This is a genomic window from Paenibacillus amylolyticus (genome assembly GCF_001570725.1).
GTDB lineage: Bacteria > Bacillota > Bacilli > Paenibacillales > Paenibacillaceae > Paenibacillus > Paenibacillus amylolyticus_A.
Window position 1 is genome coordinate 1 of the sequence record NZ_BCNV01000004.1, and the last position, 22236, is coordinate 22236.

Genomic DNA, 22236 nt, shown 5'->3' on the forward strand with positions numbered 1-22236 from the left:
AGCTGACCAGTACTAATCGGTCGAGGGCTTATCCAAATATGCAAGTTCTGATTGCGTAAGTTTTGTTTCGAATCTAGTTTTCAGAGAACAACACTCTGAAATGTAAGCACCGCGTTTGGTGGCGATGGCGGAGGGGTTCCACACGTACCCATCCCGAACACGACCGTTAAGCCCTCTAGCGCCGATGGTACTTGGACCGCAGGGTCCTGGGAGAGTAGGATGCCGCCAAGCGAACTCTTTCATCATACATAGAAAACAGGCTCTGCATGTTGACGTTGTACGATGAATTGCATTTGCACTGCAAATGCATATTATTCCCTGATAGCTCAGTTGGTAGAGCACTCGACTGTTAATCGAGTTGTCACAGGTTCGAGCCCTGTTCGGGGAGCCATTTGCTCTCATAGCTCAGTAGGTAGAGTGCATCCATGGTAAGGATGAGGTCACCGGTTCGATCCCGGTTGAGAGCTTTGAAAATGGGGCCCGTTGGTCAAGGGGTTAAGACACCTCCCTTTCACGGAGGTAACAGGGGTTCGAATCCCCTACGGGTCATATAGATGGAGGCTTAGCTCAGCTGGGAGAGCATCTGCCTTACAAGCAGAGGGTCGGGGGTTCGATCCCCTCAGCCTCCACCATCTAATTTTTAATGGGGATTAGCCAAGCGGTAAGGCAACGGACTTTGACTCCGTCATGCATAGGTTCAAATCCTATATCCCCAGCCATTTTATTATGAGTCATTAGCTCAGTTGGTAGAGCACCTGACTTTTAATCAGGGTGTCGAAGGTTCGAGCCCTTCATGACTCACCATTATATGCGCGTGTGGCGGAATTGGCAGACGCACTAGACTTAGGATCTAGCGTCTTTGACGTGGGGGTTCAAGTCCCTCCACGCGCATCCCTTATTTGCGGAAGTGGCTCAGCGGTAGAGCATCGCCTTGCCAAGGCGAGGGTCGCGGGTTCGATTCCCGTCTTCCGCTCCAATATTTTGCGCCCTTAGCTCAGCTGGATAGAGCGTTTGACTACGAATCAAAAGGCCGGGAGTTCGAATCTCTCAGGGCGCGCCATTATTTTTTTAGTATCGGGATGTAGCTCAGCTTGGTAGAGCACCTGGTTTGGGACCAGGGGGTCGCATGTTCAAATCGTGTCATCCCGATTTTATGCTTATGCGGGTGTAGTTCAATGGTAGAACTTTAGCCTTCCAAGCTAATAGCGTGGGTTCGATTCCCATCACCCGCTTACATAATGAAGAAGCCTATGCAGATGCAGAGGCTTTTTTATTTTTACACAGACTAACAGATATTTTTATGTAGAGCACAGTACAGGATTACTTAAAAAAGAGCCAAGACCCCTTTGCAATCCAAATAGGGAGGTCTTGGCTCTTCTGTTTACCTCTGTGAATGAGACGCTTCTAAGACACAGTAGCCATTGTTACGTAAACGTGACCGCAGTTTAACGTTCGTTATGATCAGTAACTCTTCTACGCATGCCAGCTAAACCCAGCAGTCCCAGCAAACCGAGCCAGCCCCAATCCATACCGTTGTCACGGTTGGTTGTCGTGGCGTTAGCACGAACACTGTTGGTACGGTAGTCACCATTGTTGCGGTAGTTTCCATCCATGTTCATGTTGGTGTTTGTGCGATCCAGGTAGTTGGTGTTCTGATAAGACTGGACACGTGAGCCGGTTGTATCCTCTCCTTTGGTCATATGACCATCAGCAGCAGCAGGACCAGCTATCGCCGCTACCAGAAGCACGGAAGCAATCATTGTTGTAGCTTTTTTCATCATTTGAGATCCTCCTTTTTGGTTAGAGCTATAAATTAATCTGCCCAAGGAGACATGGACAATATGTAGAAATGGTCTGTTAAGATATCCCTTGACTACAGTGGATTAACAAAGTACATAAGAAACTCGCCTAATAAGCAGACTGTAGTAGGAAGAAAATTTATAATTACATCTTTAATTTATTGCGTCACTGTGGTAAAGTATACAAAAGCTTGCTTTGCCGGTCATGTTTCTTTGTATATCATCTGTACTCAAACAATGACATTATGCTGTTTAACCTTACAATCAGGTACATGGGATCATATCTAAAAGAACTGTATAATTATGAATTTTTAAGTATAGGTATGAGATTTTTGAGTTATGTAAAGTACGTGAAAAAGGTATCATGCGACAGCATATGATCATTAATTGAAGCAGAACAAGAAAATGAATAAAAAAGCGTGTTTTTGTGCTGTAAATCGGGGATAATCCCCATTTTTTCTAGTAGAAAAATAAAGATTTTCGTACCATTTTATTGTATGATGTTATGAAGGTGTCAAATTTACGTGTACGAATGGAACGATCAGATGGGAGGATAAGCATGACTGAAACTATGGTAACCGCCAGCAAAAGCCAATCCAACAACCTGCTTCGGCGAGACGTGCGGTTCCTGGGCAATATACTCGGGGAAGTTCTTGTCCATCAAGGCGGCACGGAGCTTCTAGATATCGTTGAGAAGATTCGGGAAACGAGCAAATCGTTACGTGCAGAATTTTTGCCAGAACTCTATGCAGAGTTCAAAACGATGATCCAGGAATTAGACTCGGACAATCGTCATCAGGTTATTCGGGCTTTCGCTATTTATTTTCAATTAGTTAATATTGCTGAACAAAACCATCGGATCCGGCGTAAACGGGATTATGAACGTTCTGCAGGGGACGCTGTGCAGCCAGGATCGATTGAGAAAGCAGTACAGGATCTTAAGGAACGTGGATTGTCTCATACAGAGGTGGAAGAGATTCTTGACGATCTGTCGCTGGAACTCGTTATGACAGCTCACCCAACCGAAGCCATGCGCCGGGTTATTCTGGACATCCACAAACGGATATCCGAAGATGTCATGCTACTCGATAATCCTACGCTGACGTTGCGTGAACGTGAACAGTTGCGAGAGAAACTGTTGAATGAGGTTATTACCCTCTGGCAGACGGATGAACTTCGCGACCGCAAACCGACTGTACTCGATGAAGTGCGGAACGGCATGTATTACTTTCATGAAACGTTGTTCCACGTACTTCCGGATGTATATCAGGAGCTGGAACGCTGCCTGAACAAATTTTATCCTGACCATGACTGGCATGTGCCGACGTATTTGCGGTTCGGTTCCTGGATCGGTGGAGACCGGGATGGAAATCCTTCGGTAACTTCAGATGTAACATGGCAGACACTGTTGATGCAGCGCAAGCTCGCTTTGCGTGAGTACCAACGGATTATGATTGAACTTATGGGCCATCTCAGCTTCAGCACGAACATCATCCATGTATCGGATGAGCTGGTGCAGTCGATTGAGCAGGACCGCAATTATGTTACATTGAAAAAAGTGGATATCTGGCGGAATGAAAAAGAGCCATACCGCATCAAATTGGCCTATATGATTGCCAAGCTGAACAATGTACTGGATGAGAACAAATTAGGTCAGCCTGACCGTTATGATAGCGCTCAGGATTTGATTGATGATCTGATGATCATTGATCGAAGTCTGCGCCATCATTTTGCCGATTACGTAGCGGATACGACTATCCGCAAAATGATTCGTCAAGTCGAGTTGTTTGGTTTCCATACCGCGGCATTGGATGTGCGTCAGCACAGTAAGGAACATGAAAATGCGATGTCAGAGATTTTGGCGAAAATGAACATTGTAGAAGATTATGCACGTCTGACAGAGGACGGTAAAATCGATCTGCTTGCTCGTTTGCTGGATGATCCGCGTCCGCTTACTTCTCCTTACCACCAATACACGGAAGGAACCAAAGAGTGTCTGGATGTCTTCCGTACCATTAAGCGTGCCCAGAACGAATTTGGGACCGGCTGTATCACAAGTTACCTGATCAGTATGACGCAGGGCGCAAGTGATTTGCTGGAGGTTATGGTATTCGCGAAGGAAGTGGGCTTATTCACCAAAGGTCACAACGGTGAGGTTGTATCTACACTTCAAGCGGTACCGCTGTTTGAAACGATTGATGATTTACATGCGGCTTCGGACATTATGGAGAAGCTGTTCCATCTTCCTGTATACCGCGCAAGCGTAAGAGGACGGAACGAACTGCATGAAATCATGCTTGGTTATTCAGACAGTAACAAGGATGGCGGAGTGGTTACAGCCAACTGGGAACTGCGCGTAGCAATGAATGCGATCACGGCTGTAGGTAATGAACACGGCGTTAAGCTGAAGTTCTTCCATGGACGTGGCGGGGCTCTAGGGCGTGGTGGCATGCCACTCAACCGCAGTATTCTTGCTCAACCACCACATACCATTGGTGGAGGCATCAAGATTACAGAGCAGGGAGAGGTTATTTCTTCCCGTTACTCCCTTCAGGGGATTGCGTACCGTAGTCTGGAGCAGGCAACATCTGCTTTGATTACAGCAGCACTGAATGGTCTTGAGCCGCAAGAATCAGAATCTGAGCGTCATTGGGATAGCATCATCAAAGAGATTTCGGAAGTATCTCTGACGAAATATCAGGATTTGATTTTCCGTGATCCAGACTTCTTTACATTCTTCAAGGAATCCACACCGCTTCCAGAGGTGGGTGAACTGAATATTGGTTCACGTCCGTCCAAGCGGAAGGGTAGCGACAAGTTTGAAGATCTGAGAGCAATTCCTTGGGTATTTGCATGGACGCAAAGTCGTTATCTGCTTCCGGCATGGTATGCGGCAGGAACAGGGCTGCAAAGTTACTATCAGGATAAAGAGGAAAATCTGGTTGTCCTGAAAGAAATGTATGCAAGCTTCCCATTCTTCCGCACGCTGATTGATACGGTTCAGATGGCCGTAGCCAAAGCAGACCTCGTGATTGCCAAAGAATATTCAGCAATGACTTCGAACAAGGAAGCCCGTGATCGCATCTACGGTCAGATCGAAGCCGAATTCAAGATCACAAAAGAGCTGATTCTGAAAATTACCGGAGAAGCTGAAATTCTGGATGATGTACCGGTTATTCAAGAATCCATTCGACTTCGCAACCCTTATGTGGATCCGTTGTCCTACATGCAGGTTCAACTTCTGAGCGAGCTTAGAGATATGCGTGAACGTGGTGAGGATGATACGGAGCTGCTTAGAGAAGTGTTGTTGACTATCAACGGCATTGCTGCAGGACTTCGTAATACAGGTTGATTATTGAACTGAACTGATGCATATGAATGATTCATATGTAACAAAGTACGCATTACTTTGTTAACTAAAAAGCTCCATTCTCTGCTCTACGGAGTGAGAGATGAAACGGGACTCCTTCGGGAGTTCCCGTTTTTACTGTTTTTGGCGGATATTTGTCATACAGTCTTGATTTTTGACCAAAGTTGATTTACGATTTGATTGGTGAATTACAAGTGTGGACGGGTATCAGAAGACGGAAGACCCATCAGCATGTCTGGGGGAATAAGGGTGGACAATTTGGAGAACAGGCTTGTTAAACTGGTGCTCAAGGGCGACCAGAGAGCCTTCGCAGAAATCGTTGAACTATATAAGGACAAGCTATTTCATTTGGCATACCGGATGCTGAACAATCGTCATGAAGCCGAAGACGTTGTGCAGGAGACGTTTTTACGTGTGTTTCGTAATATGGAGAAGTACGATCCGAACCAGAAGTTCTCAACCTGGATCTACCGGATCGCGACCAATCTGTGTATTGACCGACTGCGTAGAAAGAAACCTTCATACTCTTTGGATGCTGAACTGAATGATCAGGAAGGATCTGATGGTTATGCGATGCTCCCGAGTGATGATCGTACACCGGAGAGTGAAGCGCTCCTGTCAGAAACGCAGACACTCATTCGTGAGGCCATTGACAGTTTGCCAGCCAAGTATAAGTCCGTTATGATTCTGAGATATTTACAGGACTTGTCGCTACAGGAAATCAGTGACGTCACAGGTATGCCCGTAACAACGATTAAGACACGTGTACATCGGGGCCGTGATTTTCTACGTAAAAAATTGGAGTATAAGTTATAAATGTTAAACGCCTTTAAATATGGGCGAAATTAATTGAAACATATCCGAAACGGATGCGTATGTAATGTATGCAAGTCTTATGCGTGCTTTTTAATGGCTCATAGACTAAGTGATTTAAGAAAGGATTGGCTCTCATATGGATTGCAACTCGGCCGTCTCTTTAATGCATGAATGTTTGGATGAGTCGTTGTCCCCGGCCCAGAAGGTTGAACTGAAAAGTCACCTTGTGACCTGTCCGGATTGTCGCATGCGCTTTAAAGAGTTGGAACAGACGGAAATGCTACTCTTTGCCATGAAACACTATTCACCGTCTGCCTCTGATGAGCTGACCAATCGAATTATGAATGCTCTGCCCCAGCCCAAGAGACAGCAAGCATGGCTCAAATGGGTCAAAGGACATCCCGCGCTGACGGCGGCAGCCTTCTTTTTGGTCGTGATGCTCTTTAGCGCCTTGAATTTCTGGAATCAGAACAACGAAATGGTCGTCAAGGGAAATAATTTGGACCAGATCGTGATTCAGGGTAACACGGTTATTGTTCCTGAAGGTAAGTCAATTGCTGGCGATCTTACGATAGAAAATGGAACCGCACAAGTATATGGTGATGTGAACGGCAATCTGACGGTTATCGACGGACAACTGTTTCAGGCTTCAACGGCGCATATTTCAGGTCAGGTGAAAAGTATTGATCAGGCGCTGGACTGGTTCTGGTACAAAATAACCAATATGGTAAATGAAGTGGCTTATCGCTAGAACAGGGTAAAATCTTCAATGGTATATACCAAGCAGGGTACCTCCAGATTGCATGGGGTACTCTTTTTTTATACGTAAACTTTGTAATTCATGGTAAATGTGATGTTTATGTGCAGTTTGAGACTGCCGTAACTTGCAACCTGAACGTTAACGTTATAACCTAGATACTAAAGAGAACATACTACTACATATAGATAAGCATTTTGCAGGAATCCAATGATGCAAAAATGCGAAGATAAAGGATTATTTAAAATCCTAATGGGTTAATATGAGATCAGGGTTCACTCATCAATGGGGATAGCGGGGGCTGGCTTATGAATTATTTTGCTGACTTAACGTGGACAGAGTCCATTAAGGACGTTATCGATATATTGATCGTTACCTATATTATGTACAAACTGATTTTGCTTGTGCGGGGTACGCGTGCGGTTCAACTCCTAAAGGGCATTCTGTTCCTTGTGCTGATCTGGGCATTAAGTACGTGGCTAAACCTGTATACGCTCAAGTGGCTGATGAACCAGATGTTTACGTTTGGTGTCGTTGCGGTGTTCATTATCTTTCAGCCGGAACTGCGCCGTGGTCTGGAGCAATTGGGGCGCGGTAAGCTGTTTGGACGTTCAGCGGCAGCGAGTGATGAAGAATTAACGGTGTTAATTGGTGAGATTATTAAGTCTGTTAATTATTTGTCACGGCGTAAAATTGGCGCATTGGTCGTATTTGAACGTGAAACGGGTCTGAACGATTACACGGAATCGGGCATTAAGATGCACTCTCTGGTCAGCTCGGAGCTGATGATTAACATTTTCATTCCAAATACACCGCTCCATGATGGAGCCGTCATTATACAGGGAAAACAGATTTCGGCGGCAGCCTGTTATTTGCCATTATCAGAAAATCCGTTTATCAGTAAGGAATTAGGAACACGCCACCGTGCAGCTATCGGGATTACCGAAGTTGCAGATGCGATTTGTTTGGTTGTCTCCGAGGAGACAGGACAAGTATCACTGGCAATGAATGGACAGGTCGTTCGTGATATTAAGGAAGAATCACTGATTGCCAAACTGTATGAGGAGTTGCGTCCTACATCCAATCTGAAAAAGAATGGCTGGACAACCTTCTGGAAACGGAAGGGAGGACGTAACAATGGATAAGTGGTTTAACAATAATAACTTTGCCAAAATACTTGCGCTTGCGGTGAGCCTGCTGCTCTGGTTCATGATTCATCTGGATGAAGTACCGACCACTCCTACGATTACGACAGGCACAACCAACAAGGTTGTGGAACGTACGGTGCCTGTTCAACCTTATGGATTAGACAGCAACAGCTATGTGCTTACTTCATTAAGTACGGATGAGGTCCGGCTGGAGATCAAAGGACAGCGCTCAATGCTAACATCGATTTTTACCAATGATGATTACAAGGTACTGGTCGATCTGAGTCAGGTGAAAGATGGGTCCAATACACTGCCGCTGGTACCTGATCTGCCTTCAGGGGTAGAAGTGGTCAGCATGGAACCTTCCATGGTTACGGTGAATGTAGAAAAATTGGGCACCAAATCCTTCAATGTGAATATTGTACCCGAAGGGGAACCATCCGCCGGATACAGTGCTGGAACGCCCGTAATTGAACCTTCAGCTCCGGTTAAGGTAACTCTGCCCGAAGGGCAGCTTGAGGCTGTAGCGAAGGTCCAGGGCAGTGTGAGCGTGAAAGATGCCAAGGAAGATGTTATACAGAAAAAAGTGAAGCTTCAGGCATACGATGCTGAAGGCAAGGTCCTTGAAAATGCGATTATAACGCCTCAAACGGTTGAAGTCCGAGTTCCGGTCAATCAGCCCTATACATCTGTACCCTTAAGAATCAAATATTCGGGACAGCTTCCGGAAGGCCTGGTACTCTCCACGGTAGAGCCAAGCGTGAAAGAAGTCTCGGTTTATGGATCAGAGGATGCGCTTGCGGGTATACAGTCCTACGACCAAGTAACCCTTGATCTGACGCAGTTTGATCAGTCGGGTACGTCGACAGTTAACGTGGACTTGACGCCGCCTTCCGGTTTTGAGAAAATCGAGCCTAGTTCGATTCAGATTAAGGTAACCATATCACCATTTGACGAGGCAGAGGAGACGACCAAAGTCTTTCCGAACGTCCCCATTACGCTTACAGGTGCGGGGAATGGACTGGAAGGTACGCTGGTTACGCCTCGAAGTGGCGGTCTGAACCTCACACTTACAGGCTCAGCAAGCATGCTTGAGGGACTGAGTAGTGATGATCTCACGTTGACCGGGGATCTTGCTGGCCTTGCGGTCGGAACGCATGAGATCAAGCTTGAAGCCGATCTGCCCCGTTTTGCCAAGCTGGATGAATCATCCACTGCTTTGAGTGCGACGGTCAAAATTAGCGAAAAAGCTGAAGACACAACGACCACTCCTGGCGAAGAACCGACGGACGAGGGAACGGTAGCACCTGACCCTACACCAGCCGAAGTCGAAAATGGGGAAACAGAGACTGCTCCTGATGAAGAAGAAACGGAATCGAATACGGATAATCAGGATCAGGGCCAACAGGGGAGTACCACCAATCGTGGAAATTTAAATAACAATAACAGTGGTACTGGCAGTAAAAGTGGCTCAAATCCGTAAACGATCTAATTTTAAAATTCTTAAAAAATAATAATAGTGCTCGTATATGATGCGAATAGAAGGAGTTAAATCATGGGGAAATATTTTGGTACAGACGGAGTAAGAGGGGTTGCCAATAAAGAGTTAACGGCAGAACTGGCTTACAGCATTGGACGTTGTGGTGGTTACGTGCTTGCAGGTGGTGTGGAAAGACCGAAAGTGGTTATCGGCATGGATACTCGTATCTCGGGATTGATGTTGGAATCCGCACTGGTTGCAGGTCTGTTGTCCATTGGCGCTGATGTGATTCGTCTGGGCGTTGTATCCACTCCGGGAGTGGCTTATATTTCACGTTTGTTGAAAGCTGACGCGGGCGTGATGATCTCGGCTTCCCACAATCCGGTTGAGGATAACGGAATCAAGTTCTTTGGCGGAGATGGTTTCAAGCTGTCTGATGAAACAGAGAACCGGATTGAAGAACTGATGGATGCGGAGACAGATCAATTGCCACGGCCAGTTGGTGGCGGCCTGGGTACCGTAACGACGGATGAAGAATCCCGTTATCGTTACCTCGATTTCCTGAAAACAACAGTAAATGAGTCGTTCTCTGGTCTTAAAATTGTTTTGGACTGTGCAAACGGGGCAGCTTATGAGCTGGCACCGAAGTTGTTCAGTGAACTTGGTGCAGAAGTCATTGCCATTGGCGCTGAGCCTAACGGCCTGAATATCAATGAGCAATGTGGATCAACTCATCCAGAGAACCTGAAACAAGAAGTGCTCAAACATGGAGCAGATCTGGGTCTTGCTTTTGACGGGGATGCGGATCGTCTGATTGCTATTGATGAGACAGGCGCTGAGGTGGATGGAGACTTCATTCTGTGTATTTGTGGTGATGCGATGAATCGTGCAGGAAAACTGAAAGATAGTACAGTTGTATCGACCGTTATGAGTAACATCGGGTTCTACAAAGCAACGGAGAAACTTGCACTGAAAACAGCTAAAACGGCTGTAGGTGACCGTTATGTGATGGAGGAAATGCGTCGCGGCGGTTACAACCTGGGCGGAGAGCAGTCTGGCCATGTTATTTTCCTGGATTACAATACAACTGGTGACGGTATGCTAACTGCGATTCAACTCGTGGATACGCTTAAAGCTTCCGGTAAAAAACTGAGTGAACTTAAAGCGCTGATGACCCAGTACCCACAAGTATTGGTGAATGTGCGTGTTGAAGATAAGAGCAAATACGAGGGAAATTCAGCAATTGAGCAAGCTATTGCTACAGTAGAACAACAACTCGGCGATAATGGACGCGTGCTCGTTCGTGCTTCAGGTACTGAATCCCTGATCCGTGTTATGGCGGAAGGACCAGACAAAGACGAACTTGAACAATTTGTGTCCCAAATCGCAGATGTAGTGCAAAAAGAACTGGTATAGGACTTATTCTTGAATATTCCTGCGTCCCGGCCTGATGAGACCATAGGTCCGTTTATCCGGTCGGGATTGTGGGTAAATATGCTGAAATTGTCACAGGTACTTTGCTCCATTGCAAAATGGACCTGACGTGCATATAATGAGTGGAGTCGTCATTCAGACACAGAAAGTGAGGAACGTAAGGTTACAGTTACACAAGCGCCAGAGCTTGGAGTTGCGCGGGATGATGTTGATCAGGATTTCTTCGAGGTTGGTTGAAGGAAAGCTGATTAACATCAACGGCAATCAAGCTGACGAGGTGGAGGTGTTCGGATTGTTCGGCGGGGACCTCCCGGTGAAGCACCAGAGCCGTAAACCGGATTGCGGAAAATGGATGGGTGACTGTCCACACAACGCGCCGGTGCAGGTGCAAGAGTTAAACTAAAATTCAAATGAATGTGCGTGAAGAGCGTAAACAGTACGCGGACGGGAAAATGATGTACATTCATGATTGCATTCATAACAGCTTATGATGACTGCGGGGCGACACGAGGTCGCTCTGATCATTGATAATTGAATAGGTAACAAGTATTCATGAAACGTTAGGCAATCACTCATTTTTCCGATATGCCGCCTCTGCCTGTTTCTCTTCGTGACACAGTATTCATATACAAACGGAGGAAATAAATTATGTGCGGTATTGTTGGATATATTGGTAATAAGAACACTCAATCGGTATTGGTCGAAGGTTTGAAGAAACTCGAGTATCGTGGTTATGATTCTGCAGGTATCGCAGTATTCACACCGGAAGGTCTGCAAATCACGAAAGCTCTGGGTCGTCTTGCGAATCTTGAAGCCAAGCTGGATGGTGCACCACTGGTAGGTAATGCCGGAATCGGACACACACGTTGGGCAACTCATGGTAAACCATCGGATGAGAACTCTCATCCACACACGGATGGAAGCCAGAAGTTCTCTGTTGTGCATAACGGTATTATTGAGAACTACCTTGATCTGAAGGATGAATTGATGGCTCAAGGTCACACGTTCACTTCCGAGACAGATACTGAGGTTATCTCTCACCTGATCGCACGTGAATACAACGGTGATATCGTTAAAACAGTGCAAAAAGTAATCACGTTGTTGCGTGGTGCATTCGCACTGGGTGTATTGACAGAGCATGAGCCTGAGAAACTCGTAGCTGTGCGTCAAGCAAGCCCATTGATTATTGGTATTGGTGAAGGCGAGAACTTCATTGGTTCCGACATTCCGGCAATTCTGGAACATACACGTAACGTGTACATTCTGAATGATGGTGAAATGGCTGTATTGACACATGATGCTGTCGAATTGATGACGATTGAAGGCAACTTTATTTCTCGGGAAATGATTCGTGTCGATTGGGATGCTGTAACCGCAGAAAAAGGCGGATTCGAGCACTTCATGCTGAAAGAAATTCATGAGCAACCAAAAGCATATCGTGATACAATGCTGGGTCGCATCGATAATGAAGGTAAAAAAGTTCAACTTCCTGAGTTGAAAATGACTGAAGAACAAATTAAAAATATCCGTAACGTTCAAATCATTGCATGTGGTACAGCGTACCATGCAGGTCTGGTTGGACGTACAGTGATTGAGCAATTGGTGCGTATTCCGGTTGAAACAGATGTGGCTTCCGAGTACCGTTACCGTTCCCCAATCGTGCACAAAGATACACTCGTAATCGTAGTGAGCCAATCCGGTGAAACTGCCGATACGCTTGCTGCATTGCGTGAAGCACAATCCAATGGCGCACATGTACTGGCAATCACAAACGTAGTGGGTAGCTCCATTGCACGTGATGCAGATGATGTTATCGCAACATTGGCAGGTCCTGAAATTGCAGTAGCTTCTACCAAAGCGTATACTTCGCAGTTGATTGCGTTCAACTTGCTTGGTCTGTACCTTGCACAAGTTCGTGGTACTCAATCTGCAGAAGAGATTGAACACACGCTGGCAGCGATGCAAGCATTGCCTGAGCAAGTGGAATCCATGTTGGAGCAAGCGGAAGCAATCAAAGGATATGCAGAGCAAATCTCCAAACATGAACATCTCTTCTTCATCGGTCGTGGTCTTGACTATGCAGTAGCTCAAGAAGGATCTTTGAAGTTGAAAGAGATCTCTTACATTCACTCCGAAGCGTATGCTGCGGGTGAGTTGAAACACGGTACGCTTGCATTGATCGAAGAAGGTATCCCTGTTATTGCCCTGGCAACGCAGGAGAACGTACTTGAGAAAACAGTGAGCAACATTAAGGAAGTGAAAGCACGTGGCGCGGATGTACTGGCAATTACGTACGAAGAGCACGTAGCACCATTGCTGAAATCCGTAGACCAAGCGTTTGCCATTCCTAAGACGTTGCCACTCTTGAGCCCGGCTCTGTCTGTAGTTGCGCTGCAATTGCTGGCATACTACGCTTCCCTGGCACTGGGTCACGATGTGGATAAACCACGTAACCTGGCGAAAAGCGTAACGGTTGAGTAACAGATTGTTAAATTCTTATAACATTTAAGTATATTAAAAAGGGTCCTGATGACATTTGTCATTAGGACCCTTTTTGTTATGACCTATCCATTGTTAGCCTATCCATTATGATTCTATCGCTAAGGTTCTTATTTCGAAATCAGTAGGAGAGAGGGCACATTTATGAAATCCTATGACTGATAGCCGAGGCTATAGGATAAATTCTCTGATGTTATAGGGACGCACAGGGAGTATATCTATGTCTCAAGAATAATATACAATAATAGTTGTTATATGAACTTATATTCTTAATCCAGAGATAATACAGCTTAATGACTCTCCACAAGATCAGTTTTTAACGGTATGCCTATGAGCAACAGGATAATTTGCAATGAGTATGAAAATGATGCTCATAAATAGCGTTATCCATTGTCATATTTGTTTCGAAATATACTATTGGTTACGCCCAAGTCGTAATCGTTTCAACCGGGAGACGATAGGAAGGATACCCTTCTTTGGCTGCTTTCCCTATGGAGATTAACATCACGGGCTGGAACCGTTCTTTATCCAAGCCGAAAACTTCAGCAATCTGGTCTTTGTCATAGCCGGCCATAGGGTTCGTATCATAGCCATGAGCACGGGCAACGAGCATGAGTTGCATGGATATGAGGCCTGAGTCAATGAGGTTCATATCACGCAGTTCGGATGCGTTTATGTTCGCATAGTAAGGTTTCACCTGCTGCATCTGCATATCCATGATGTCTTGTGGCATATACCCAAGTTCGACTGATTTGCTGAAAATCTCTTCCATGTATTCAACGTTGTCAGCATCGTAAAAGACGGCAATGACAGCCGAAGACGTTAGTGCCTGTGTCTGGTTAAAAGAGGCCAGTGGTGCAAGCTTCTCTTTGCCTTCAGCACTGTCGATAACAAGAAAACGCCAAGGTTGCATGTTAATGGCCGAAGGAGCACGTGAAGCTTTCGCTAATATTTCGGTCATCTCCTCGCGACTGATTTTCACTTCAGGGTCGTAGGCTTTAACGGAATGGCGCTCCAAAACGATGGTATCAAAATCATTTGTTTTGTTGAATTTGCCGGTAATTGTATTCATATCGATATCTCTCCTCATATCTATATTGGTGAGAGTGGGTATAGGTTATATCTCCATCTGTCTCACTATGAGGATTGTAAACTATGAAGTATACTTTATAGCAAGAAGAAGATACGGGGGAAATCCATATGAAAATTAGTGAAGTAGCGAACCATGTAAACCTTCCGATATCCACGATTCGTTACTACGAGAAAATAGGTATTATCCCGGATGAACATATGCTAAGAGATCATAACAACTATCGAATATATGCGGAGAGCATTATTCAGCATCTGGAAGTGGTCAAACAATGTGTAGCCGTAGGCTTTTCGATTCATGAGATCCAGTCCATGATCTCTAAAGACGGGTTTTCAAGTAAAGATCAAGCAAGCATTATCCAAGCAAAAATATCAGAAATTGAAGAAGCACAAAAACAATTAGAGCATTCCAAACAAAATCTGTACGAAATTCTTAAATCGGATATCACGTGTGAGGATGGTTTCGGTAAGTATTGAGCCGGACGTCCTCCTGAGGATTTCATTCAGTACGGTCTTACCTCAAATCGAAACAATAGAGTACAGACCGTCCTGTATACTTAGACTGCCGGGCTGCCCAGTTTTCACCTTAACCTCAGTAGCAAATACACCTGGCATGCGCCCGTCTGGGAACCAGGGCATCTGTTTATCAATGACAATAAACATGCCTTCTGCGTTACCCGTGGGAGAGAATTTCTTTCCGTCTCCAGCAAAGGGTTCAAGTCGATAATGCCCATTCAATGTGCTCATCATCTCAGGAACATCATCGACAGGCAGGCCGATTTCACTTATGCATAACAGATGATTCGCTTCAAAAGCTTCCTCGACTGCATTATCGAGTGAGTGGTGAGCAATGAATTCCATCAAGTTGCCGTTTGGATCATAGAAGTAGAAGGCTGTTGCATCCCAGTAGGGGAAATAGAATTCATCCTGTCCATCTTTGGAAAGCAACGGAATGTTACGGTCTTGGGCCCACCTCTTCGCATCAGCAAGTTTATTTGTTGGAATCGTAAACGCTACATGATAGTAAGGCTTCTCCTGTTCTGGAGCCTTCTTGAATGAAAGGACCGAGTCTCCCGCATGAAATGAAACGAAAGTAGGATTATCCTCCACAACATCCAACTCCAATAGTGTACCGTAAAACTCCTTTATGGCCTCGATCTGATGTGCCAACAATCCAACTTCTTTTATTTTCATTTCAATACCTCTCCTTTTAAACTTACCTTTGATTGAAATACTCGATTGTCTTCTCAATAAATGCTTTAGCTGATTGTGTCAGGTAACGGTCGGACCGATGGATGATCTCAAAGTGTCGGTATGGCGGATCGTCTGTAATTCGAATGCAACGTAGCGTGGGTTCATTCATAGCTTGGATCAGAGGATAAGGCAGCAGTGTTCCTCCGACGTTGGCTTTGACCAGGCTAATGATAGAGGTCGCCGAGCTGGTTTCCATGATGGTATTTAGGGTGAATCCATATTTACGGCAATAGCTGTCGACCAATTCTCTGCCTGTAAATCCTTCGGGGAACATCACCGTTTGGATATCACGCAGTTCCTGGATTCCAATCGTACCTCGTTCTGCCCAATCATGATTCTCGGAAACGACCAGTACATACTCTTCGCTGCACAAAGGAATGCGTACAAGCCGATCATCAGGGGCAGAGGTGATCTCAATGCCGATGTCGACTTCATTTTCCAACACTTGATTCACGACATAGATCGAAGAGATCACCTTCAATTGCACTTTGGGGAATCGGGCATGAAAATCAACGAGCAGTGGAGTGAGACGATAATCCAAATCGGATGGAAGAACACCAACGACTAATCGACCTCTCTGATCATTGCGGAATTCAGCTAGCGCATCTTGGGTATTCTGTAAATGCCGGATCATCTGTACACAGTGCTCCAGAAACAGAGACCCTGCCTGAGTCATCACGATCTTTTTGCCAACACGGTCAAATAAAGGAACACCAAGTTCATCCTCCAACCCACGTATTTGTTGACTCAACGTAGGTTGAGATATGCCAAGTTTCTCAGCTGCCCGAGTAAAATGAAGCTCCTCGCACACTGTAATAAAGTTCTCCATCTGACGAATCTCCATGAATTCACCTTCAATCATTGGTTTTAGTAATCATTTTAATAGAAACAATAGTATTGTTCAATCATTATATTGAATCTATACTTAGTCAATGTACCAACCCAAGATCCTTTCGCGGCCCAATAAGATCTTTGGTGAAGGCAAGAATACTACTACCATGAGGTGATCCATAATGAAACTTTTTTATATTGTCTTGGCGCTTATCCTGGCTTCACTGAACTTGAGACCACCCATTACATCCATTTCTCCGCTAATGAGCACCATACAGCATGATCTGGGTTTGAGTGGTATGACCGCCAGTCTGTTAACGACACTACCTGTATTATGTATGGGCATATTCGCTCCGTTCTCCGTAAGACTAAGTAGAAGGTGGGGGAACGAAGGTGCCATTGTGCTGGCTTTAATCCTTATTGGGTTAGGAACGGGACTACGATTATTCGTAGGTGCAACGCCGTTAATGATGTTCACTTCTTTTCTGTCGGGTGTAGGTATTGCACTCACAGGTCCGCTGTTGTCCAGCTTCATTAAGCAGTATTTTCCTAACCGAGTGGCAGCCATGGTAGGCATCTACTCTACAGCAATGGTGATGGGGGCCAGCATTAGTGTGGGATTATCGGTTCCGCTCCAGCATACGCTGGGTGGATCTTGGAGAGGGTCTTTAGCCACATGGGCATTACTCGCAGTTATTGCATTACCGATCTGGTTGAAATTAGCTTGGTCTGCGCGCACAGAGCGACAATCTGGACAAACTTCAGCTGTCATTCATGCATCACTTCCGGTGAAGAACAGGCGAGCATGGGTGCTGACATTGTTCTTCGGGCTGATGGCAGCGATCTTCTATTCACTAACCGCTTGGCTAGCACCAGCGATTCAAAGCCATGGATATAGCCAAGAGACTGCTGGCAACATCCAAACGTTATTTACATTGATATCGCTGCCCTCAACGTTATTCATTCCCATGCTTGTACACCGGTACCAAAGACGTGTATTCTGGCTTGTCGGATGTGCATCGTTAGAGTTGATAGGTGTCCTGATGCTGAATCTCTCTGTCAGCCCGTGGCTCGCGGCGATCCCGCTCGGTATTGGTGCAGGTGGACTGTTCCCGATTGCACTGATGTTGCCGATCGATGAGACAAGCAATGCACAGGAAGCTAGTAGCTGGTCTGCTATGACTCAATCCGGTGGCTATATCTTGGGAGCACTGGGGCCGCTTGCGATTGGTTGGCTCCACGATCTGACAGGCAGCTTCGTGCAAGCATTCTATGGTTTGGCTATCATCATCGTACTGCAGATTATCGTTCAATTCGCTATTGGTAATAAGAAAAAATTAAAAGTAGTTGACCATGAACAGGAGTTCAAAGGCATGTAAAGTAAATGGATATAGAGATATGATCTTTATACATGATCTAACAAGTCCATATAGTACTGCCGCAATGATTCTTTTAACGTGTCCGGTTCCATGATCTTAATGGATTTACCGAATCCTGCGAGGTACCGAGTAATGAAATCAAGCTCATGAGGTTCATACGAACCGACAAGAAGCCTTTGTGCCGGCTCACTGCCCGATTCGTTGACGTGCGTAATCTGCATGGATGGAAAATGTTCTTGCTGGAAAAGTTCAACCCCGGCTTCGTCAATCCGACATTGAAATGAAATAGCATCTTGTGATGGTTCCCATAACGAATGGGTATCCTGTGCTTGAAGTTCAATAACATGAGCCAAAGGTTCAATGTCGGACACTTCAGCCGAAGTGATCCGGTCGCAGCGGAACACACGATACGCCTGCTTATTCAGATCATAAGCCTGGCAATACCAGTAGCCTTTCCTGGCATAGAGCGCAATGGGTTGAATGGTACGATTGTTGAAGCTGGATGTGCGAGATGGTGAATCCCATGGTTCAGGATCAGAAAAGTCGGCAGGAGACGACCGTGTATCTGTAGATCTTCTTTGATCAGGATACGTAATCTGGATCACTATATTTTGCACAGCAGCCAACAACAAAAACTCCAAATGCACACTATCGCGAATCTGCTCCGTATGACGGAAGGAAACCCGATGTTGGATGTTCTCAATATCCTGTCGTTGCTTGTCGGATAACGCGCTCATAAATTTCTCATGAATGGTACGGAAAGAAACCTGAAAGGGCAAGCTGGAGAAGCTGCGGAGGGCCTGCATCGCAAAATAAAGGGCATGAAGCTCACCCGTGTTAAACGAAATGGGAGGTAGCTGCATCTGTTGCAGCAGTCGATATCCGCCGTACCGTCCATATTCCACATAGATGGGTGCACCCAACTCTTCCAATGAAGCGATATCTCTTAACGCGGTCCGCTTGGAGATTTGGAACTCCTGCATGAGATCTTGCAGGGTGAACTGTTGTTTTTGATTAATGAAACGTAGCATCTGGTTCATGCGTTCGGATTTTTTCATATCGAACCCTCTTAATGGTGCCATGAGTTGGCACCTTTCGTTGTTATAGTGATAAGTGTAATCCAATAGGAACAAGGAGGCAATCTAATGAATTTTGAAGTGATACCATTTTTGTCGATGAACGGTGATGCGGCGGCAGCCATTGCTTTTTATGAGGAGTTTCTGGGCGCCAAGGTGATATTCAAGAAAAGTTATAAAGAGATGAAGGAGATGAACCCAGGCTTCGAGTACCCTGCCGGACAAGATGAGTATATTACACATTCGGTGCTGGAGATTGGGGTTAACAAGATCATGATTGCGGAAGAAGCAATGGACACAGAGAGAGCGTGGCAGCTCGGAAACAGCACGTCATTATGTATTCAATCTAAGGATAAAGCTACAATCGATCAACTGTATCATTCTTTGGTGCAACATGAGGGTGTGAAAGTACTGGTACCTTACGAGCAAAATGAATTCAGCCCAGGATACGGCATTGTGCGTGATCCGTATGGCATCGCGATTCAGCTGTGTGTGACGGTGCATGATTTTTAGAATGAGGTGAGGAGCCGTTTCATTCATTTATGTTTCAAGTGAACATTCATCACTAAAGCTTCACTTCAGTAGCCCCATAGATTAGGTATAATCTACAGTAGAGGTTTGGACAACAGAGCAGGATGTCTGAGCAGAGAGGGGCTGGGGGTTGAAGTGAGAAAACAAGGAGCTATTGGCAAAGAGAGCAGGCTTCGTCTCCTGGAGGCAGCAGCAGAGGAATTTGCATTAAGTGGGTTCTACCAGACAAAAATAAGTTCAATTGTTGCTCGGGCCGGGTTAACACAACCTGCATTCTATCTGTACTTTGAGAGCAAAGAAGCTGCTTTTGCAGAGCTAGTGGCAGATTTTCGCAATGGCCTCAGTCAAGCAGTGCGCGATAGTCATATCGGGCCGGGAAAGAATAGGGAGGACCTTAAGGAAGCGGTCGTGGCATCGTTGGAGCAGATCTACCGATTCCTCGGACGGAATCCGGCATTGACCCGAATTGGATTGTATCTGTCCCCGGCGTCCGTGGGCATCAAGGCTGAGATTGCCAGGCTCATGGAACAGAATCTGATTGAAGAACAGCAAGCCGGATATTATCGGCAGGATCTTGATGCGATTTTCTTTGCGGAATGTCTGCTGGCCATTATTGAACGGTTAACGCTGATTAAGCTGTTGCCGGGTCACGAAACGCCTTCCCAGTTGGCACGGCAGACACAGGATCTCTTTTTCTACGGCATATTGGACATGCAGCAGCGAAGCTAAATGAGTTCAATAGGAAGAGCCAGACCCGGATAACCGGAGTCTGGCTCTTCTTGAATACGGGCTAAATGGCGCTCGCCGCGTAAAAGCCGGAACGAACGGCAGTACCTACTTTGCCAATCTTCACACAATCGCCCATGAGGCTGGTCTTGGTTCCGAACTTGGCCCGGATCAGCTCAGCGATCGTTGTATTTTTTCTCATTCCAAAGGCGTTAATGATGGTATCCGCTTCAATGAACACTTTGGAACCATCAGCTTTCTCTGCTTGTAAACCATTGGCCTCAAAGGAGAGGACCTTATGTCCACCGAGAATGGTCACTCCGTAGCTATCCAGCATAGGCATCAGGGCTGCACGGTTAATGTACATCACATCTTGCCCCGCTTCCGGGCGCATCTCGATGATGGTGACTTTTTTGCCTTCCATAGCCAGCTCAAGTCCCAGATCGCAACCTGTTAACCCCCCACCAGTAATGACAATATGTTCGCCGCGTACAAGGTCTTTTTGTAAATGAGCCTCAATGGCTCCCACGACGTTATCGTTATCAATACCAGGGATTGGAGGCACAAGGGGTATGGCTCCTGCGCCGATGAAAATATGATCAGCGGCTTCCAGTGCCGGATCATCCGGCTTGATCTCATGATTTAACTTCACTTTCACGTGAAGCTGGGTTAACTGCCGCTCATACCAGCCAATCAGGGCGCGTAACTGGCCTTTGAATTCCGGTGTGGCTGCACTGGTGACCTGTCCACCGACAGAGGCCTCTTTTTCGTACAGTGTAACTTCATGTCCTTTGAGTGCTGCTACACGTGCCGCTTCCAGACCGGATGGTCCTGCACCTACAACAACGACCTTCTTGGCAGTCTCCGCCGGATGAATCGCGAAGCGTTTCTCGTTGGCTGCCTGAATGTTGACCGCACAGCTGATTTTGGTATTCCGTTCGATGATCCGACCGATGCATTCCTCATTACAACGAATACAAGGACGAATATCCTCCCGCACATTATCCCGCAGTTTGTTTGGAAGCTCGGCATCGGCAATCAATGCGCGACCAAACATGACGAAGTCCGCGTTCCCGGATTCAATTAGGCGGACAGCACTTTCAGGTGTATGGCTTCCCGAGTTCAAAATAGGAATGTCCACAACCTGACGAGCAGGCTCACACATATACTCCATACAAGCATCACCCAAGTAAGCTGGCGGGAAAATGTAATCGATTCTTTCGTAGGAGCCTGCATCGATATCAACGGCATCTACGCCAGCACGTTCAAGAATCTGCAACATCTCCAGACTGTCCTCAACTGTACGTCCGCCTTCAAAGCGATGATCCAGTGCCAAACGGAACAAAATGGGAATGTCCGGACCTACAGCTTGGCGGATCGCCTGTACAATTTCTATGGCAAATCGCATCCGTTTCTCTGTCGTGCCGCCATACTCATCTTCACGCTTGTTCCAGATCGGCGACATAAACTGATCGATGAGATAACCGGCATGGGCATGAATTTCGATCCCATCAAAGCCCGCCCGTTTCAATCTGGCTGCCGAATCGGCGAATTGCTCCATAATGGTCTGTATTTCTTCCACCGTAAGTGGATGGCACAGTACTTCCGGATTATAGGTGGCGGGGATGGCCGAAGCCGATACGGGAGGTTTCCCCGAACGGTATGGTAGCGCATTGCGCCCAGTGCCACAGCTGAGCTGAGCGATAATTTTGGTGCCGTAATGTTGAACTGCATCGACGAGATCCGTGAGCAACGGAATGACATAATCTTTCTCTACAATGCCTTCCAATACGCCCTGAGCCAGATCTTCGGTCAAAAATTGTGCCCCAAGGATGATCATACCCGCGCCGCCTTTGGCGCGCTCCTCATAATAATCGATCTCTTCAAGGGAAATGCGACCATCAGGACTGGCCGAATTGGTTCCCATAGGAGACATGACAATTCGATTCTTCACTTCCATTTTTCCGATGCGGAAGGGGGTGAACAGCTTTTCATAAGGATGATTCATGTGTGTGTCCTCCTGTTGTTAGTAAGTGTTGGATGAATT

Annotated in this window: 18 protein-coding genes, 11 tRNA genes and 1 rRNA gene; 24 read left to right on the forward strand and 6 right to left on the reverse strand. The window is 46.1% G+C overall.

Annotation, left to right across the window (positions count from 1 at the left end; genetic code table 11):
• The first annotated feature begins 114 nt into the window (after positions 1–114).
• The 12 genes from rrf (at position 115) to PAHA3_RS19155 (ending at position 1232) form a co-directional block, all read left to right on the forward strand.
• Positions 115–231: ribosomal RNA gene (gene rrf / locus PAHA3_RS19100) — 5S ribosomal RNA — on the forward strand.
• A gap of 84 nt (positions 232–315) precedes the next feature.
• Positions 316–391: transfer RNA gene (locus tag PAHA3_RS19105), tRNA-Asn, on the forward strand.
• A 3-nt stretch (positions 392–394) separates the two neighbouring features.
• Positions 395–467: transfer RNA gene (locus PAHA3_RS19110), tRNA-Thr, on the forward strand.
• A gap of 10 nt (positions 468–477) precedes the next feature.
• Positions 478–549, forward strand: a tRNA-Glu gene (locus PAHA3_RS19115).
• Positions 550–556: 7 nt separating this feature from the next.
• Positions 557–632 (forward strand) — tRNA-Val (locus PAHA3_RS19120).
• Positions 633–644: 12 nt separating this feature from the next.
• Positions 645–719, forward strand: a tRNA-Gln gene (locus tag PAHA3_RS19125).
• A 9-nt stretch (positions 720–728) separates the two neighbouring features.
• Positions 729–804: transfer RNA gene (locus PAHA3_RS19130), tRNA-Lys, on the forward strand.
• Positions 805–810: 6 nt separating this feature from the next.
• Positions 811–891, forward strand: a tRNA-Leu gene (locus PAHA3_RS19135).
• A gap of 10 nt (positions 892–901) precedes the next feature.
• A tRNA-Gly gene (locus tag PAHA3_RS19140) sits at positions 902–976 on the forward strand.
• 7 nt (positions 977–983) lie between these two features.
• Positions 984–1060 (forward strand) — tRNA-Arg (locus PAHA3_RS19145).
• 15 nt (positions 1061–1075) lie between these two features.
• A tRNA-Pro gene (locus tag PAHA3_RS19150) sits at positions 1076–1149 on the forward strand.
• Positions 1150–1161: 12 nt separating this feature from the next.
• Positions 1162–1232, forward strand: a tRNA-Gly gene (locus PAHA3_RS19155).
• A 213-nt stretch (positions 1233–1445) separates the two neighbouring features.
• On the opposite strand, the gene PAHA3_RS19160 is transcribed toward PAHA3_RS19155, so the two are convergent.
• Positions 1446–1778: a WGxxGxxG family protein gene (locus PAHA3_RS19160; RefSeq protein ID WP_235599507.1), complete on the reverse strand. Its 333-nt coding sequence runs from the start codon at positions 1776–1778 to the stop codon at positions 1446–1448.
• Positions 1779–2358: 580 nt separating this feature from the next.
• Between PAHA3_RS19160 and ppc the strand changes: the two genes are divergently transcribed.
• From ppc to glmS, 8 genes are all read left to right on the forward strand, one after another.
• Entirely contained in the window at positions 2359–5151 is a 2793-nt protein-coding gene (ppc, locus tag PAHA3_RS19165) for a phosphoenolpyruvate carboxylase (RefSeq protein WP_062836342.1), read from the forward strand.
• Positions 5152–5418: 267 nt separating this feature from the next.
• On the forward strand, positions 5419–5985 hold the full coding sequence (gene sigW, locus PAHA3_RS19170) for an RNA polymerase sigma factor SigW (RefSeq protein WP_017692117.1): 567 nt from the start codon (positions 5419–5421) through the stop codon (positions 5983–5985).
• 136 nt (positions 5986–6121) lie between these two features.
• Positions 6122–6736, forward strand: a complete 615-nt coding sequence (locus PAHA3_RS19175; RefSeq protein ID WP_062836343.1) for a zf-HC2 domain-containing protein — start codon at positions 6122–6124, stop codon at positions 6734–6736.
• A 314-nt stretch (positions 6737–7050) separates the two neighbouring features.
• The gene (gene cdaA, locus PAHA3_RS19180) at positions 7051–7887 is read left to right on the forward strand and encodes a diadenylate cyclase CdaA (protein WP_017692119.1); all 837 of its coding nucleotides are present in this window, start codon (positions 7051–7053) and stop codon (positions 7885–7887) included.
• On the forward strand, positions 7880–9373 hold the full coding sequence (locus tag PAHA3_RS19185) for a CdaR family protein (protein ID WP_062836344.1): 1494 nt from the start codon (positions 7880–7882) through the stop codon (positions 9371–9373). Before cdaA ends, PAHA3_RS19185 begins: the two co-directional genes overlap by 8 nt.
• Before the next feature lie 72 nt (positions 9374–9445).
• The gene (glmM, locus tag PAHA3_RS19190; protein ID WP_062836345.1) at positions 9446–10786 is read left to right on the forward strand and encodes a phosphoglucosamine mutase; all 1341 of its coding nucleotides are present in this window, start codon (positions 9446–9448) and stop codon (positions 10784–10786) included.
• 220 nt (positions 10787–11006) lie between these two features.
• Positions 11007–11207, forward strand: coding sequence for a hypothetical protein (locus tag PAHA3_RS19195; RefSeq protein ID WP_062836346.1), 201 nt, complete (start codon positions 11007–11009; stop codon positions 11205–11207).
• Between the two features lie 245 nt (positions 11208–11452).
• A complete protein-coding gene (gene glmS / locus PAHA3_RS19200) occupies positions 11453–13285 on the forward strand; it encodes a glutamine--fructose-6-phosphate transaminase (isomerizing) (protein ID WP_062836347.1) in 1833 nt (610 codons plus the stop codon).
• 439 nt (positions 13286–13724) lie between these two features.
• Here glmS and PAHA3_RS19205 read toward each other — a convergent pair whose 3' ends face one another.
• On the reverse strand, positions 13725–14375 hold the full coding sequence (locus tag PAHA3_RS19205) for a nitroreductase family protein (protein WP_062836348.1): 651 nt from the start codon (positions 14373–14375) through the stop codon (positions 13725–13727).
• Between the two features lie 128 nt (positions 14376–14503).
• Here PAHA3_RS19205 and PAHA3_RS19210 point away from each other — a divergent pair, with 128 nt between their 5' ends.
• A complete protein-coding gene (locus tag PAHA3_RS19210; RefSeq protein ID WP_062836349.1) occupies positions 14504–14869 on the forward strand; it encodes a MerR family transcriptional regulator in 366 nt (121 codons plus the stop codon).
• Positions 14870–14911: 42 nt separating this feature from the next.
• Here PAHA3_RS19210 and PAHA3_RS19215 read toward each other — a convergent pair whose 3' ends face one another.
• Complete coding sequence (locus PAHA3_RS19215) at positions 14912–15586, reverse strand: VOC family protein (protein ID WP_062836350.1); 675 nt, start codon at positions 15584–15586, stop codon at positions 14912–14914.
• Between the two features lie 22 nt (positions 15587–15608).
• Positions 15609–16508: a LysR family transcriptional regulator gene (locus PAHA3_RS19220; protein WP_235599508.1), complete on the reverse strand. Its 900-nt coding sequence runs from the start codon at positions 16506–16508 to the stop codon at positions 15609–15611.
• Positions 16509–16659: 151 nt separating this feature from the next.
• Here PAHA3_RS19220 and PAHA3_RS19225 point away from each other — a divergent pair, with 151 nt between their 5' ends.
• Positions 16660–17856 (forward strand): MFS transporter, encoded by a 1197-nt coding sequence (locus PAHA3_RS19225; RefSeq protein WP_062836352.1) that lies wholly within the window; start codon positions 16660–16662, stop codon positions 17854–17856.
• 26 nt (positions 17857–17882) lie between these two features.
• On the opposite strand, the gene PAHA3_RS19230 is transcribed toward PAHA3_RS19225, so the two are convergent.
• Positions 17883–18914: a helix-turn-helix transcriptional regulator gene (locus PAHA3_RS19230; protein WP_062836353.1), complete on the reverse strand. Its 1032-nt coding sequence runs from the start codon at positions 18912–18914 to the stop codon at positions 17883–17885.
• An 87-nt stretch (positions 18915–19001) separates the two neighbouring features.
• On the opposite strand from PAHA3_RS19230, the gene PAHA3_RS19235 reads away from it, so the two are divergent.
• Complete coding sequence (locus tag PAHA3_RS19235) at positions 19002–19445, forward strand: VOC family protein (RefSeq protein WP_062836354.1); 444 nt, start codon at positions 19002–19004, stop codon at positions 19443–19445.
• A 153-nt stretch (positions 19446–19598) separates the two neighbouring features.
• On the forward strand, positions 19599–20192 hold the full coding sequence (locus tag PAHA3_RS19240) for a TetR/AcrR family transcriptional regulator (RefSeq protein ID WP_062836355.1): 594 nt from the start codon (positions 19599–19601) through the stop codon (positions 20190–20192).
• A 61-nt stretch (positions 20193–20253) separates the two neighbouring features.
• On the opposite strand, the gene PAHA3_RS19245 is transcribed toward PAHA3_RS19240, so the two are convergent.
• Positions 20254–22197, reverse strand: coding sequence for an NAD(P)/FAD-dependent oxidoreductase (locus PAHA3_RS19245; protein WP_062836356.1), 1944 nt, complete (start codon positions 22195–22197; stop codon positions 20254–20256).
• Positions 22198–22236 lie beyond the last annotated feature (39 nt).

What these genes read in the sequence shown, in the direction of transcription:
- PAHA3_RS19160 (WP_235599507.1), bottom strand. Translation starts at nt 1,778, where the DNA reads ATGAAAAAAGCTACAACAATGATTGCTTCCGTGCTTCTGGTAGCGGCG.
- ppc (WP_062836342.1), top strand. Translation starts at nt 2,359, where the DNA reads ATGACTGAAACTATGGTAACCGCCAGCAAAAGCCAATCCAACAACCTG.
- PAHA3_RS19175 (WP_062836343.1), top strand. Translation starts at nt 6,122, where the DNA reads ATGGATTGCAACTCGGCCGTCTCTTTAATGCATGAATGTTTGGATGAG.
- cdaA (WP_017692119.1), top strand. Translation starts at nt 7,051, where the DNA reads ATGAATTATTTTGCTGACTTAACGTGGACAGAGTCCATTAAGGACGTT.
- PAHA3_RS19185 (WP_062836344.1), top strand. Translation starts at nt 7,880, where the DNA reads ATGGATAAGTGGTTTAACAATAATAACTTTGCCAAAATACTTGCGCTT.
- glmM (WP_062836345.1), top strand. Translation starts at nt 9,446, where the DNA reads ATGGGGAAATATTTTGGTACAGACGGAGTAAGAGGGGTTGCCAATAAA.
- PAHA3_RS19195 (WP_062836346.1), top strand. Translation starts at nt 11,007, where the DNA reads ATGATGTTGATCAGGATTTCTTCGAGGTTGGTTGAAGGAAAGCTGATT.
- glmS (WP_062836347.1), top strand. Translation starts at nt 11,453, where the DNA reads ATGTGCGGTATTGTTGGATATATTGGTAATAAGAACACTCAATCGGTA.
- PAHA3_RS19205 (WP_062836348.1), bottom strand. Translation starts at nt 14,375, where the DNA reads ATGAATACAATTACCGGCAAATTCAACAAAACAAATGATTTTGATACC.
- PAHA3_RS19210 (WP_062836349.1), top strand. Translation starts at nt 14,504, where the DNA reads ATGAAAATTAGTGAAGTAGCGAACCATGTAAACCTTCCGATATCCACG.
- PAHA3_RS19215 (WP_062836350.1), bottom strand. Translation starts at nt 15,586, where the DNA reads ATGAAAATAAAAGAAGTTGGATTGTTGGCACATCAGATCGAGGCCATA.
- PAHA3_RS19220 (WP_235599508.1), bottom strand. Translation starts at nt 16,508, where the DNA reads ATGATTGAAGGTGAATTCATGGAGATTCGTCAGATGGAGAACTTTATT.
- PAHA3_RS19225 (WP_062836352.1), top strand. Translation starts at nt 16,660, where the DNA reads ATGAAACTTTTTTATATTGTCTTGGCGCTTATCCTGGCTTCACTGAAC.
- PAHA3_RS19230 (WP_062836353.1), bottom strand. Translation starts at nt 18,914, where the DNA reads ATGAAAAAATCCGAACGCATGAACCAGATGCTACGTTTCATTAATCAA.
- PAHA3_RS19235 (WP_062836354.1), top strand. Translation starts at nt 19,002, where the DNA reads ATGAATTTTGAAGTGATACCATTTTTGTCGATGAACGGTGATGCGGCG.
- PAHA3_RS19245 (WP_062836356.1), bottom strand. Translation starts at nt 22,197, where the DNA reads ATGAATCATCCTTATGAAAAGCTGTTCACCCCCTTCCGCATCGGAAAA.